The organism is Type-F symbiont of Plautia stali (assembly GCF_059731105.1).
This window is the reverse complement of sequence record NZ_AP035909.1, coordinates 2,796,139-2,808,699: the sequence shown is the minus strand read 5'-3', so window position 1 is coordinate 2,808,699 and position 12,561 is coordinate 2,796,139. Positions and strand designations below refer to the sequence as shown.

12 protein-coding genes are annotated in these 12,561 nt (G+C 59.4%); 6 read left to right on the top strand and 6 right to left on the bottom strand.

Translation table 11 applies throughout. The annotated features are described in order from the left end of the window. Nucleotides 1-24: 24 nt before the first annotated feature. On the top strand, nucleotides 25-1,245 hold the full coding sequence (fabB, locus tag AC6I7A_RS13125; RefSeq protein ID WP_009088958.1) for a beta-ketoacyl-ACP synthase I: 1,221 nt from the start codon (nucleotides 25-27) through the stop codon (nucleotides 1,243-1,245). Nucleotides 1,246-1,326: 81 nt separating this feature from the next. Here fabB and pdxR read toward each other — a convergent pair whose 3' ends face one another. Then, nucleotides 1,327-2,748: a MocR-like pyridoxine biosynthesis transcription factor PdxR gene (pdxR, locus tag AC6I7A_RS13120; RefSeq protein ID WP_058956867.1), complete on the bottom strand. Its 1,422-nt coding sequence runs from the start codon at nucleotides 2,746-2,748 to the stop codon at nucleotides 1,327-1,329. A gap of 87 nt (nucleotides 2,749-2,835) precedes the next feature. On the opposite strand from pdxR, the gene AC6I7A_RS13115 reads away from it, so the two are divergent. Further along, nucleotides 2,836-3,279, top strand: coding sequence for a rhodanese-like domain-containing protein (locus tag AC6I7A_RS13115; protein WP_058956868.1), 444 nt, complete (start codon nucleotides 2,836-2,838; stop codon nucleotides 3,277-3,279). Between the two features lies 1 nt (nucleotide 3,280). Here the strand turns inward: AC6I7A_RS13115 and flk are convergent, their stop codons facing one another. The 4 genes from flk to AC6I7A_RS13095 all read right to left on the bottom strand — a co-directional run bounded on the left by flk (nucleotide 3,281) and on the right by AC6I7A_RS13095 (nucleotide 7,383). Next, nucleotides 3,281-4,330: a flagella biosynthesis regulator Flk gene (gene flk / locus AC6I7A_RS13110; protein WP_058956869.1), complete on the bottom strand. Its 1,050-nt coding sequence runs from the start codon at nucleotides 4,328-4,330 to the stop codon at nucleotides 3,281-3,283. Between the two features lie 112 nt (nucleotides 4,331-4,442). Beyond that, on the bottom strand, nucleotides 4,443-5,948 hold the full coding sequence (locus AC6I7A_RS13105; RefSeq protein ID WP_009088963.1) for a tripartite tricarboxylate transporter permease: 1,506 nt from the start codon (nucleotides 5,946-5,948) through the stop codon (nucleotides 4,443-4,445). 10 nt (nucleotides 5,949-5,958) lie between these two features. Further along, nucleotides 5,959-6,390 carry a tripartite tricarboxylate transporter TctB family protein gene (locus AC6I7A_RS13100; protein WP_058956870.1) on the bottom strand — a complete coding sequence of 144 codons (432 nt, stop codon included), beginning with the start codon at nucleotides 6,388-6,390 and terminating at the stop codon, nucleotides 5,959-5,961. A gap of 12 nt (nucleotides 6,391-6,402) precedes the next feature. Beyond that, on the bottom strand, nucleotides 6,403-7,383 hold the full coding sequence (locus tag AC6I7A_RS13095; RefSeq protein ID WP_058956892.1) for a Bug family tripartite tricarboxylate transporter substrate binding protein: 981 nt from the start codon (nucleotides 7,381-7,383) through the stop codon (nucleotides 6,403-6,405). Nucleotides 7,384-7,503: 120 nt separating this feature from the next. Here AC6I7A_RS13095 and tctD point away from each other — a divergent pair, with 120 nt between their 5' ends. Together tctD and AC6I7A_RS13085 are read left to right on the top strand one after the other, a co-directional pair. Beyond that, nucleotides 7,504-8,175: a transcriptional regulator TctD gene (gene tctD / locus AC6I7A_RS13090; protein ID WP_058956871.1), complete on the top strand. Its 672-nt coding sequence runs from the start codon at nucleotides 7,504-7,506 to the stop codon at nucleotides 8,173-8,175. Beyond that, nucleotides 8,166-9,554: a sensor histidine kinase gene (locus AC6I7A_RS13085; RefSeq protein ID WP_058956872.1), complete on the top strand. Its 1,389-nt coding sequence runs from the start codon at nucleotides 8,166-8,168 to the stop codon at nucleotides 9,552-9,554. The genes tctD and AC6I7A_RS13085 overlap by 10 nt, the downstream gene beginning before the upstream one ends. Here AC6I7A_RS13085 and AC6I7A_RS13080 read toward each other — a convergent pair. Next, nucleotides 9,535-10,434 (bottom strand): DMT family transporter, encoded by a 900-nt coding sequence (locus AC6I7A_RS13080; RefSeq protein WP_058956873.1) that lies wholly within the window; start codon nucleotides 10,432-10,434, stop codon nucleotides 9,535-9,537. The genes AC6I7A_RS13085 and AC6I7A_RS13080 overlap by 20 nt on opposite strands. A gap of 96 nt (nucleotides 10,435-10,530) precedes the next feature. Between AC6I7A_RS13080 and AC6I7A_RS13075 the strand changes: the two genes are divergently transcribed. Together AC6I7A_RS13075 and pdxB are read left to right on the top strand one after the other, a co-directional pair. Further along, the gene (locus tag AC6I7A_RS13075; protein WP_046102284.1) at nucleotides 10,531-11,310 is read left to right on the top strand and encodes an AraC family transcriptional regulator; all 780 of its coding nucleotides are present in this window, start codon (nucleotides 10,531-10,533) and stop codon (nucleotides 11,308-11,310) included. A 55-nt stretch (nucleotides 11,311-11,365) separates the two neighbouring features. Then, a complete protein-coding gene (pdxB, locus tag AC6I7A_RS13070; protein WP_058956874.1) occupies nucleotides 11,366-12,499 on the top strand; it encodes a 4-phosphoerythronate dehydrogenase PdxB in 1,134 nt (377 codons plus the stop codon). Nucleotides 12,500-12,561: the final 62 nt, after the last annotated feature.

Here is a 12,561-nt window from a genome sequence, read left to right as displayed (position 1 = left end):
GAAGAAGTGGATGAGGAAGATTGAATGAAACGTGCTGTGATTACTGGCTTAGGGATCGTTTCCAGTATTGGTAATAACCAGCAGGAAGTGCTGTCATCTCTGCGTGAAGGACGCTCTGGCATCACCTTTTCTGAAGAGATGAAAGATTCCGGCATGCGTAGTCACGTCTGGGGTAACGTCAAATTAGATACCACTGGCCTCATCGATCGCAAAGTTGTGCGCTTTATGAGTGATGCGTCCATCTATGCTTATCTCTCCATGGAAGAAGCGATTAAAGATTCCGGCCTGACTGATGAAATGTATCAGAGCAACCCGCGTGTAGGTCTGATTGCAGGTTCAGGCGGTGGTTCCCCGCGCTTCCAGGTCTTTGGTGCTGATGCAATGCGCAGCCCACGCGGCCTGAAAGCGGTTGGCCCTTACGTGGTCACCAAGGCGATGGCTTCTGGCGTCTCTGCCTGTCTCGCCACGCCATTCAAAATTCATGGCGTAAACTACTCGATCAGCTCCGCCTGTGCTACCTCTGCGCACTGTATCGGTAACGCCGTTGAGCAGATTCAGCTGGGCAAACAGGATATCGTTTTTGCCGGCGGCGGCGAAGAGCTCTGCTGGGAAATGGCCTGTGAGTTCGACGCCATGGGCGCGCTCTCTACCCGTTACAACGACACACCAGAAAAAGCGTCACGCACCTATGACAACGAGCGCGACGGTTTTGTTATCGCCGGTGGCGGTGGCATGGTGGTGGTTGAAGAGCTGGAGCATGCGCTGGCTCGCGGTGCACACATCTATGCCGAAATCGTCGGCTACGGTGCGACCTCTGACGGTGCAGACATGGTTGCGCCTTCAGGCGAAGGTGCGGTGCGCTGCATGAAGATGGCAATGAACGGCGTCGACACGCCAATCGACTATCTGAACAGCCACGGTACCTCTACGCCAGTGGGCGACGTGAAAGAGCTGGGTGCGATTCGTGAAGTGTTTGGCGAGAAAACCCCTTACATTTCAGCAACCAAAGCAATGACCGGTCACTCACTGGGTGCGGCTGGCGTACAGGAAGCGATCTATTCGCTGCTGATGCTGGAGCATGGCTTTATCGCGCCAAGCATCAACATCAACTCACTGGATGCAGCTGCCACCGGCATGAACATCGTGACTGAGCCGATGGAAAAAGAGCTGACGACCGTGATGTCTAACAGCTTTGGTTTCGGTGGCACCAACGCTACGCTGACCATGCGTAAATATCAGGCGTAATCTTTTACGTCAGCACGCTGAAGGGCCGGCTTTGCCGGCCCTTTTGTTTTCTGGCCGGTGGTAAACCGGAGCCGGCCAGATTTATCCCTCCCGCTGCAGCAGCCTCAGCAGTTTATCGCACCCTCCCACAATCTCATCAGGCGTCAGCGCGGCGAAGCCGAGTATCCAGCCCTGCTGAGACGCCGAGCCGGCATAGAGCGGGCTGAGACGAGGCAACAGCAACCCCTGTTGTGCCGCGAGCGCGGTTAAGCGCGCTTCATCCTGTTCTACTGTCACCGTCAGCTGGAGTCCGCCACCACTGGCGATGGGCGTGATCCACGGTGAGAGGCGCTGCGCAATCTGCTCCAGCAATCGATCGCGACGGCTGTGATAGAGCTGACGCATCAGCCGCAGATGAGTGGCAAAATGTCCCTGCTGCAGAAAGGCCGCGGTAATCGCCTGAGGCAGCAGGGCGCTGTGCCCATCCAGCACGCTGCGAGCCTGGCCCAGAGGGGCAATCAGCGCAGGAGGCACCACCATCCATGCCAGACGCAGTGAAGGGAACAGCGATTTCGAAAAGGTGCCGAGCGTAATGACCCGCTGATGACGGTCCAGTCCCTGCAGCGCAGGAATCGGGCGCTCGTCATAATGAAACTCGCTGTCGTAGTCATCTTCAATCAGCCAGCTTTGGTTGCGCTGCGCCCAGGCGAGCCAGGCGAGACGGCGGGGCAGGCTCAGCGTTACCCCGGTCGGATAGTGGTGTGAAGGGGTCAGATACATCAGCTTTGCACTGCCGTGACCCGGCACTGCGCCTTCGGCATCGACGGTTATCCCGTGCACCTTTGCGCCTGCGGCGAGCAGCGCGTTTCGTGCGCCGGGATAGCCTGGCTCCTCTATCCACACATCATCTCCGGGATCGACGAACATCATCGCCAGCAGCTGCAGCGCCTGTTGCGAACTGGTCAGGATAATCACCTGCTCCGGCTGGCACTGCATACCCCGCGAGAGCGCCAGATAATCAGCAATCGCACTGCGCAGCGGCAGGTAGCCGCAGGGATCACCATATCCCATGGCGGCGCTGCCCAGCGAACGCTGCACGCTGCTGCTCAGGCGTCGCCAGCTGTCATGGGGAAAAGCGCGTAACTCCGGGGAACCGGCGGCAAAGGCGTGAGGAAACGGAGGATCCTGACAGCCTCCGGTTGCCAGCACCTGCTGCCCCCGCGCTGAGAAACGGGCGGGCTGAACGCGTGCCGCTGAAGCGGTTCCTGCGGGAATCGTGATGGCCACAAACGTTCCGCGACCGATCTCGCGTCGCAGATAGCCTTCGCTCTCAAGCTGACCATAGGCGGCTTCCACCGTGACGCGTGAAATCCGGAGATCCTGCGCCAGCTGGCGACTGGAGGGCAGCTGCTGACCGGCGTGCAGATGATGCCGGTTAATGGCCAGCCGCAGGGTGGTGCAGAGGCGCTCACGCACGCCGCCGCTGGCCTGATGCTGGAAAAGCTGCAACAGCGGAGAACTCATATGGGTCTTATTCCTGGCGCAAAATGGGTATCAGCAGGCAGTCCACTCTGCCGTAAACTGCACACTCACTTCAACAGGAGAATCGCGATGTCATCTGTATTACATTTTCCCGCCGCCACGCCGCAGCAAAGCCTCGACTATCTGCAGGCAAAACTCGCTTATTATACAGACGCCTGGGATCTGGCGGAGGATCTGGCCCGGAATCTGCCCAGCATTCAGGTGATCGATGCGCGCGCACCGGCGGCTTATCGCGCCGGCCATATCAGCGGCGCGATTAATTTTCCCCACCGTGAGATCAATGCTTCCAGCTGCGAGCCGCTCGACCGCAACCGCGTTTATGTCACCTATTGCGACGGCATCGGCTGTAACGGCTCGACGAAAGCGGCTCTGAAGCTGGCGGAACTGGGATTTCAGGTGAAGGAGCTGACTGGCGGGCTGGATTTCTGGAAACGGGAAGGTCATCCGCTGACCTGGGGGGCGGCGCCGGGCGAATGGCCCGTCACCGCACCCGATGCATCCTGTGGCTGCTGACCTAAAGCACCAGCCAGAGCAGAAGGGTGATCACCACCAGCGCAACAAACAGACCCAGCAGGGGACGCTGCGCCAGGGGCTGCAGCGGTGATGGCAGCGAGGTGACAAAGGGCGACCAGATCGGCTGCGGTTTGATCTCACTGGCGGCCAGCGGCTGTTCGTGAACTTTCTCGGCACGATCGGCGCGACGGCTGAACAGGAAGTTCAGCAGATCCTGCGTCTGCGTCACGGTTAGCACCGTCTGCGGTGTGGCCTGAAAACGCTGCTGGCTGTACTCCTCCAGGCTATGCCGCTCGTGCTGATCCAGCGGCTGTTTCAGCGAGGCTTCCAGCAGCTGTAAGGTCGGTGCGCTGTGCTGACTCAGCGTCTGACGTACCTGCAGATACTGGGTGAGCAGCGGGAAGTGGCGCGAGGGGATGGGATCGCCGCTGGTCAGTCCGACCAGTTTCAGCGCCGCCGTCCAGAGTTTGCCGGTCGGTTCTCCGGTGGCGGCGGCCAGACGGACCACCTGCTGATTGAGCGTCTGATGCTCCGCCGGGAGCAGGGTCCGATCGCTGACGCGGCTCTGCTGTGGCTGCGGGATCGCCATCTGCCCGTTCTGCAGCATCGTCAGCACCTGACGCAGCTGGTCCTGGCTCAGCGAGCTCAGAACGGTCTGACCAAACTGCTGGCGGATAAAGTCACTCACCGCCTGACGGTTATTGCCCTTCGGCAGCAGTTCTGTGAGCTGAGTCATCAACTGACGCGTGGCATGGCCATTCTGCGCCTGAGTCAGACGACCATTCAGATACTGCTCCGCAGCCGGAAAGTGACGCGACTGCAGCTCCGCCTCACTCTTCACGCCCACCTCATGCCGGACGCCCGCCCAGAGTTCAGGTGCCTTCAGATTGCTGAGCGATAAGATACGCACGATCAGGCGTTCTAATGTCGTGCGCTGAGCCGGGGAGAGGGGCTGTTCACCCGCCACAGAACCGTGACGTGTTACGCCGGTTTGCGGATTAAGAGATGAACGATCGCCGACCGGCACACCGGGGCCGCTGAGAGGTTGCATGGCGGATTCCTTGGGAAAACAGAACAGCGTCGGGTGCGCCGGAAAAAGAATAGGCCATGATAGCAAAAGCCCCCGCGAAATCCCACGGGGGACGCACAGTTCAGCGTGAGATTTACTCTTCAGCCAGTCTGAGGCGATAGCGACGCCAGCGTTTCCAGATCGGTGGCAGAACCAGCACCGAAATCGCCAGCACCAGCAGCACTTTGCAGATAGGACTTTCCCACAGAATAACCAGGTTGCCGTTACTGATTGAGAGGGCACGACGCAGGTTCTGCTCCAGCATCTCACCCAGCACAAAGCCCAGAATCAGCGGCGACATCGGAAAGTCCATCTTGCGCAGAATATAACCAAAGATTCCCAGGCCGACCATCAGGAGCAAATCGAAGGTGGTGCTGTGCACGGCATAGACGCCCACCGCGGAGATGGCGGCAATGGCCGGCACCAGGAACCAGAGCGGAATGCTCAGCATCCGGGCGAAAACATTGATCATCGGAATGTTCATCACCAGCAGCATAACGTTGCCAATCAGCAGTGCCGCGATCAGACCCCAGACGATATCTGGCTGCTCAACAAACATCGCCGGACCTGGCGTGATGTTATAGAGCGTTAAAGCGCCGACCATCACCGCTGTGGTGCCGGAGCCGGGGATACCCAGCGTCAGCATCGGGATAAAGGAGCCACAGGCTGAGGCATTGTTTGCCGCTTCCGGTGCGGCCACACCGCGAATATCCCCTTTACCGAACTGTTCACTGCCGCTGATTTTTTTCTCCGTCATGTAGGCGATAGCGCTGGCAATGGTCGCTCCGGCGCCAGGCAGAACGCCGACAAAGAACCCCAGAAAAGAGGAGCGTAGCGTCGCGCCTGTGGCCATCGCCGCCTCCTTCATGTTGAACATCATGCGGCCGCTTGCCCGCACCGCTTTCTGGCCGCTACTGGTCGACTCGAGCATCAGCAAAATTTCACTGACCGAGAACAGACCAATGACAACGACCACAAACTGAATGCCGTCAGAGAGATGAACGCTGTCAAACGTGAAGCGATAGACGCCGGTATTGGCATCCACCCCGACCGTGGCCATGCCCAGGCCAATGAGCGCCGAAAGAAAAGATTTCAGCGGATTGTGGCTCATCATGCTGCCCAGGCAGGCGATGGCAAACACCATCAGGGCAAAGTACTCTGCCGGTCCAAACGCCAGTGACCAGCTGGCCAGCAGCGGGGCGAAGAGAATAATGCCGACGATGGCAATCGTAGAGCCAACAAACGAGCTGACCGCCGAAATAGAGAGCGCGACGCCCGCTTTGCCCTGCTGCGCCATCGGATACCCATCCAGCGCGGTCATGATTGCGCCGGCATCGCCCGGGACGTTGAGCAGAATGGAGGAGATGCGCCCGCCATACTCACAGCCGATATAAACCGTGGCCAGCAGAATCAGCGCCGACTCGGCCGGCAGGTGCAGCGCAAAAGCCAGCGGCATCAGAATGGCTACGCCATTGATTGGCCCCAGGCCAGGCAGCAGGCCAACAATGGTGCCGATAAAGCAGCCGATCAGGGCGATCAGCAGATTCTCTGGCGTCATGGCGACGGCAAAGCCCTGCATTAAAAAGGACCAGGTATCCATGATGCTCTCCTTAACTCAGCCAGCTGCCGACCGGAAGGGTGACTTCCAGCAGACGGTCAAAGGCGTAAAACAGCGAGCTGCCCATCACCAGCCCGGCCAGCGCGGCGGCCCACCAGCGCGCCCCAAACAACAGGCCGATGCCAAAGGTCAGCAGCGTCGTGCAGATGGCAAAGCCCAGCGTCTCAAACAGCCAGCCATAGAGCATCATCATCAGCGCCAGCGCTACCAGCCGTTTCAGCGTGCCACCTGCGGGCCACTGAATGGTGTCCGGTTTCCGAAAGAGCATCAACAGGGCGCAGATGGCCATCAGGCCAAGGATCCCCATCGGGAAAGGACGCGGCCCCACGGGTTCGTAGCTGTATTCACTCTGAATCTGCCAGGCTATCACCATGCCGCCAAGGCAGAGCGCCAGCCACAGGCTGGCAAAAATGCGATCGCTCATCATCTGCTCCCGTTATTTGGCCAGACCAAAGGATTTGGCCTGCTCACGGTAATCCGCCACCTGCTTCTTCACGTAGCTGTCGAGTGCCTGGCCTGTCAGGTTAAATTCGAACAGTCCGCGCAGATCACGCTGCTTTTTAAACTCCGGCGTCTCAGCCATTTTTTTAAAGGCCTGTTCCCACCACTGATAATCCGCATCACTGACTTTCGGACCGAGGTAATAGCCACGAATAATCGGCCAGACGATATTGAAACCCTGCTCTTTTGCCGTGGGTACCCCGGCCAGCTGACCCGGCAGACGCTGATCGGACATCACGGCCAGCACCCGCATTTTGCCGCCCTGCAGATGCGGCACCATCTCACTCATATCACCTGAGACCACCTGAATATGGTTTCCGAGCAGGGCGGTTACCGGCTCACCGCCGCCTTCAAAGGCGACATAACGCATTTTGCGTGGATCGATTCCCGCTTCGCGCGCCAGCAACGCCGTTTTCATCCAGTCCTGACTGCCTATTGACGCACCGGCACCGACCACCACTTTGGTCGGATCGGCTTTCATCGCCGTCATCAGCTCACCTAACGTTTTCCACGGTGCATCCTCACGAACGGCCACCATGCCGTAATCGGTTCCCACCGCCGCCAGCCACTTAACGTCGTCCACGGTATAACGACCAAACTTACCCTGTGAAAGGTTCAGCAGTGAGCCGCCAGAGAAGGCGACAACGGTGCCCGCTTCAGCCGGCCGCTGGGCAATAATCGCGTTGTAGGCCACCGCGCCGACACCGCCGGGCATGTAGGTGACGCGCATCGGCGTCTTAATTTGTCCGGTTTCCTGAAGAGAGACCTGCAATAGCTTGCAGGTGAGATCGAACCCGCCACCCGGTTTAGCTGGCGCGATACATTCGGTGCGACCGGGCTCCCCTGCGGCAACGAGGGGTGTTGCCATCAGCGACAGCAGGGTAGTGGCAAGGGCGGTATGGATGATTTTTTTCATCTTATGCTCCATTCATTCTTCCAGAGTGTGATTGCCGCTGAAACATCAGCGTTACCGAATTGTTAAAACAGTTACCTTTCATTTACCTTTCAGTGCGCGGATTTAATAGCAGGATGTGATATGCGTCTCTTACTTGTTGAAGATACGGAAGAGCTGGCACGCTGGCTGGAAAAAGCCCTCACACAAAAAGGGTTCGCCGTCGACCGGGTCGCGGATGGAATGGCGGCCGACCATGCTTTGCAATGTGAAGCCTATGCACTGGTCGTGCTCGATATTTCACTGCCACGCATGGATGGACTGGAGGTGCTGGCACGGTTGCGGCGACGCGGACAAAGTGTGCCGGTATTGCTACTGACTGCACGCAGTGCGCTGGACGATCGTGTTCGGGGTCTGAACCTGGGGGCAGATGACTACCTGACGAAACCCTTTGAAATGGATGAACTCGAAGCGCGGTTACGGGCGCTGCTGCGACGCAGTCAGAGTCACACATCGCAAAACCAGTCACTGGGTCAGCTGGTGCTGGATGGCGAAGGCTATTTTCTGCTGGCAGACAGACCCCTGGCGCTGACGCCGCGGGAAGCAAGCATCCTGACGACACTCATGCAGCGGCAGGGCAGGCCGGTTTCGCGTCAGTCACTGTACGAGCAGACCTTTACCCTGTCAGATGAAGCCAGCCCGGAGAGTATCGAGCTCTATGTACATCGGGTGCGTAAAAAGCTGGCAGGCAGCAACGTGGCGATCGTGACCCTGCGCGGGCTGGGTTACAGCCTGGAAACGCTCTCATGCGGCTGATTCATTCGTTGCGGGGTGAGCTGCTGGCATGGTTTGGCCTGCCACTTTTACTGCTCTGGGCGCTCTCAGTCTATACCCACTATCAGAGCGGGCTGTCGGCCGCTAATCAGGCTTATGACCGTTCGCTGCTGGCGTCAGCACGAACGGTGGCAGAGCGGCTGGTGGTGCGGGAACAGCATCTGGAGGTTGATGTGCCGTGGGTTGTGCTCGACAGCTTCGAACGTAACATGAACGATCAGCTCTTTTATCAGGTGATTTCACCGCAGGGAAAGACGTTATCGGGCTATAACGATCTGCCGCCCATACCCATCACCAGCAAAATGTCGAACGCTTATCCCGCACTGGTGCATTTTTATGATGGACGCTATCACCAGCATCGGATTCGGGTTGCGGCATTATGGCAGCCGGTGAGCGAAGCGGGAGTGGATGGCATGGCGCTGGTGCTGGTGGCGGAAACCATCAACTCACGTCAGGAGTTTGCCCGCCAGTTAATGCAAACTGCGCTGATCAGCCAGAGCGGACTGGTTCTGATGACACTGCTGCTGGCCAGCCTGATGCTGCGTCGGGTTTTGCGCCCGCTGCGGCGGCTGTCGCGCATCGTGTTGCAGCGCGACGGTGGCGAATTAACGCCTCTTCCCTCCTTGCCGTGGTCAGAACTGCAACCGCTTATCATCGCCTTTAACCGCTATCTTGCCCGACTGCGGGGACTGCTGGCGCGCCAGGATCGTTTCAGTGCTGACGCGGCACATCAGCTGCGCACACCGCTGACCATCCTCAAAACGCAGGTCAGCGTCGCGCTCAGCAGTGAGCGTCCTGAAGCCTGGCAGGAGAGTCTGCTCGGGATGCGTCATACACTGGATGAGACCATTATTCTGACCGATCGGCTGTTACAGTTAGCCCGTATCAAAGCGCGTCATGGCGAGGATAAACCGATGGCGCGGGTTGATTTAGCGGCTATCGTGCGCGATGCCTGTTTCAGCCGCTATATGGCGGCCCGTACCCGGCAGATCGATCTGGGTTTCGAAGGGGAAGAGAGCTGTCTGGTCAGGGGCGATGGCGTGCTGATTAGCGAACTGTGCGCCAACCTGCTGGATAATGCGATTAAATATACCCCCTGTCGCGGCATTGTCACCGCGCGGGTGATTGTGGGGGGCCTTGAAATTGAGGACAGCGGGCCGGGCATTGAGGGTGCAGAGCAGCTGAAGGCGTTACAGCCTTTTCAGCGGCTGGACAATGTCGGTATCCAGCCGGGAGCCGGTATCGGTCTCGCACTGGTGCAGGATATCTGTGCCTGGCATGGGGCAACCATGCACCTGGATCGCAGTCCGCTCCTGGGCGGACTGCGGGTGACCATATTATTTAAAACTCACGCAGGTTAACCGATTTACACCGGATTAAGGGCGTGCGCAGTCGTTGTGCCAGGATCACCCCGCCCAGCGTCAGCCCTCCGCCGATCCAGTGGTAGCTGTGCAGCTGCTCATGAAGAAACAGCACGGCGATAAGCGCCGTAAACAACGGCGTCAGATTCATAAAGATGCTGGTGGTGCTCGCGCCGAGGCGCTGTACCCCGTGGATCCACAAAAATGGCGCGATAAGGGAGGCGAACAGGCCAGCAAACATCACCAGCGGCAGGTTATGCCGGTCAAGCGAGACATCAGGTGCCAGCAGAAAGCCGGGCAGCAACATCAGGACACCAGCCAGAATCTGCACATAGAGGCTGTGCCAGATGGGCAGCGGCAGCGCCCAGCGCTTAGTCAGCACGCCGTAAAGGGCATAGGCGGTGGAAGCCGCCAGCATCATCAGCTCCCCTTTACCCAGTCCGTGATGCAGCAGCTGCATCACGTCGCCCTCACTGACCAGCCACACCAGACCGCCAAAGGAGAGGATGCTGCCGAACAGGATGCCGGATGTCGGCGCAATACGCAGGATCACCACGCTCAGCAGCACGGTAAGCAGCGGGATCAGCGCGCCGATGATCCCCATAAAGAGGGCGCTGACACTGTGCGCCGCGTAATAGGCGAGGCTCTGGTAGAGCACCATGCCAAGCAGGCCGAGTATCGCCAGCCGCCAGAGATGGGGCTTAATCGCCTGACGGGCGCGCCACACACCGGGCAGGACAAACGGCGTCAGCACCAGCAGCGCCAGCAGCCAGCGATAGAATGAGATGGCTGCCGGATCGATCGCGCTGGCCGACAGTTTGCTGACGATCGCGTTGATCGACCAGATCATCACCGCACCGAGCGGATAGAGAAAAAACATACGGACTCTCCTGAATCAGAATGCGACGCAGTGTACGCTTGTCCGGTTTTATCCAGATAGTTAATATCGGACAAAAATTTTAACAGAGCGGACAGAATGACCCTGAAAGTGACCTACCAGCCGCCCGCCGACGTCTCGCAGCTGCGCTACTTTATGCGCTATGAACAGGCCAATGCCCGCACGGAATATCTGCCGCATGCCCATGCCTGGGGCCAGCTGATTCTGGTAAAAAGTTACGTGCTGGAGATGCAGGTAGAGGGTGAACGCCTGCTGACCCCGGCTGACATGCCGGTCTGGATCCCCCCGGGGCAGCAGCACAGCAGTTATAACCATCGTCAGGCGCAGTTCCGCACCTTTAATCTGGCGGCCCCGCTTTGCGCTGGTCTGCCGCAGCAGGCCTGCCTGATGCGAATCGACGCGATTGCACACGCCATCCTGGATACCTTTGCCGATCAACAGCTTGAACAGCCCGAAACCGAAGCGCAATGGCGGCTGTGTGAGGTACTGCGCGATCGCCTGCTGCTGGCGGAGGTGCAGGAGAGTTATCTGCCCACCTCTCAGGATAAATTTCTGGCGCCAGTGCTCCATGCCCTTGAAGCCTGCCCGGGGGATAACACCACCCTGGCAGGCTGGGCGGCGCGGGTCTTTACCACCGAACGGACGCTGGCGCGGCGCTGCCAGCAGCAGCTTCATATGACGTTTGGTGAATGGCGGCAGCGGCTGCGCTTTCTGCGCGCCATTGTGCTGCTGGAGCAGGGCGAAAGCGTGCAGAGTATCGCCCATGAGCTGGGATACAGTTCCGCCTCGGCGCTGATTGTGATGTTTCAGCAGCAGGCGGGCACCACGCCGGAGCGCTACCGCGCCCGGTTAGGCTAACGCGGTGCTTTGTGCCAGAATAATTGCCTCTCATGCAACAGACAGGAAAGCCGTGGTGAAAATTCTGGTCGATGAAAATATGCCTTATGCCCGTGAGTTGTTCAGCCGGACCGGCGACGTGGTCGCGGTGCCGGGACGTCCGCTGCCGGTGGATGAACTGGCCGATGCCAGCGGGCTGATGGTGCGCTCAGTGACGCAGGTGAATGAGGCGCTGCTGGCGGGCAAGCCGGTGAAATTTGTCGGCACCGCCACGGCGGGCACCGATCATATCGACGAGGCCTGGCTGCAGCAGGCCGGCATTGCGTTCTCTGCGGCGCCCGGCTGCAACGCCATTGCGGTAGTAGAGTACGTTTTCTCCGCGCTGCTGCTGCTGGCGGAACGTGATGGTTTCCAGCTGCGCGATCGTACGGTCGGCATCGTGGGTGTCGGCAACGTCGGTGGACGGCTGCAGAAGCGCCTGGAGGCCTGGGGCATCAAAACCCTGCTGTGCGATCCGCCGCGTGCCGATCGTGGTGACGAAGGGGATTTCCTGTCGCTGGAGGCGGTGACCGCGCAGGCCGATATCCTGACTTTCCACACGCCGCTGTTCAAAGAGGGGCCTTATAAGAGCTGGCACCTGGCCGATGCCGCGCTGCTGATGGCGCTGAAGCCCAACACCATTCTGATTAACGCCTGTCGCGGCCCGGTGGTCGACAACGTCGCGCTGCTGGAGGTGCTGAAAATGCGGCACGACCTCAGCGTGGTGCTGGATGTCTGGGAGCCGGAGCCGGATCTCTCTCTGGCGCTGCTGGACAGGGTCGACATCGCCACGCCACACATTGCAGGCTACACGCTGGAAGGCAAGGCTCGCGGCACGACCCAGGTGTTCGAAGCCTGGTGTGACTTTATCGGTCAGCCGCAGCAGGTGCCGCTCAGCACCCTGCTGCCGGAGCCGGAATTCAGTGAAATCACCCTGAATGGTCCGCTGGATCAGCCAACGCTGAAACGCCTGGCGCATCTGGTGTATGATGTGCGCCGCGATGATGCCCCCCTGCGAAAAGTGGCGGCGCAGCCCGGCGAATTTGATCGCCTGCGTAAGCAATATCTGGAGCGCCGTGAGTGGTCATCGCTGCGGGTGAAGTGTAATGACGCCACCACGGCTGAGATGCTGAATCAGCTGGGCTTTAACGCAATCCACTCTCCGGCGTAACCGGCGCGCGATGCCGCAGTGAACGCAGGCGGCGCTGCCGCGTGCCGGGTTAAGGAGGGGGA

Coding starts and splice junctions, on each gene's coding strand:
- fabB (WP_009088958.1), top strand. CDS start 25: ATGAAACGTGCTGTGATTACTGGCTTAGGGATCGTTTCCAGTATTGGT.
- pdxR (WP_058956867.1), bottom strand. CDS start 2,748: ATGAGTTCTCCGCTGTTGCAGCTTTTCCAGCATCAGGCCAGCGGCGGC.
- AC6I7A_RS13115 (WP_058956868.1), top strand. CDS start 2,836: ATGTCATCTGTATTACATTTTCCCGCCGCCACGCCGCAGCAAAGCCTC.
- flk (WP_058956869.1), bottom strand. CDS start 4,330: ATGCAACCTCTCAGCGGCCCCGGTGTGCCGGTCGGCGATCGTTCATCT.
- AC6I7A_RS13105 (WP_009088963.1), bottom strand. CDS start 5,948: ATGGATACCTGGTCCTTTTTAATGCAGGGCTTTGCCGTCGCCATGACG.
- AC6I7A_RS13100 (WP_058956870.1), bottom strand. CDS start 6,390: ATGAGCGATCGCATTTTTGCCAGCCTGTGGCTGGCGCTCTGCCTTGGC.
- AC6I7A_RS13095 (WP_058956892.1), bottom strand. CDS start 7,383: ATGAAAAAAATCATCCATACCGCCCTTGCCACTACCCTGCTGTCGCTG.
- tctD (WP_058956871.1), top strand. CDS start 7,504: ATGCGTCTCTTACTTGTTGAAGATACGGAAGAGCTGGCACGCTGGCTG.
- AC6I7A_RS13085 (WP_058956872.1), top strand. CDS start 8,166: ATGCGGCTGATTCATTCGTTGCGGGGTGAGCTGCTGGCATGGTTTGGC.
- AC6I7A_RS13080 (WP_058956873.1), bottom strand. CDS start 10,434: ATGTTTTTTCTCTATCCGCTCGGTGCGGTGATGATCTGGTCGATCAAC.
- AC6I7A_RS13075 (WP_046102284.1), top strand. CDS start 10,531: ATGACCCTGAAAGTGACCTACCAGCCGCCCGCCGACGTCTCGCAGCTG.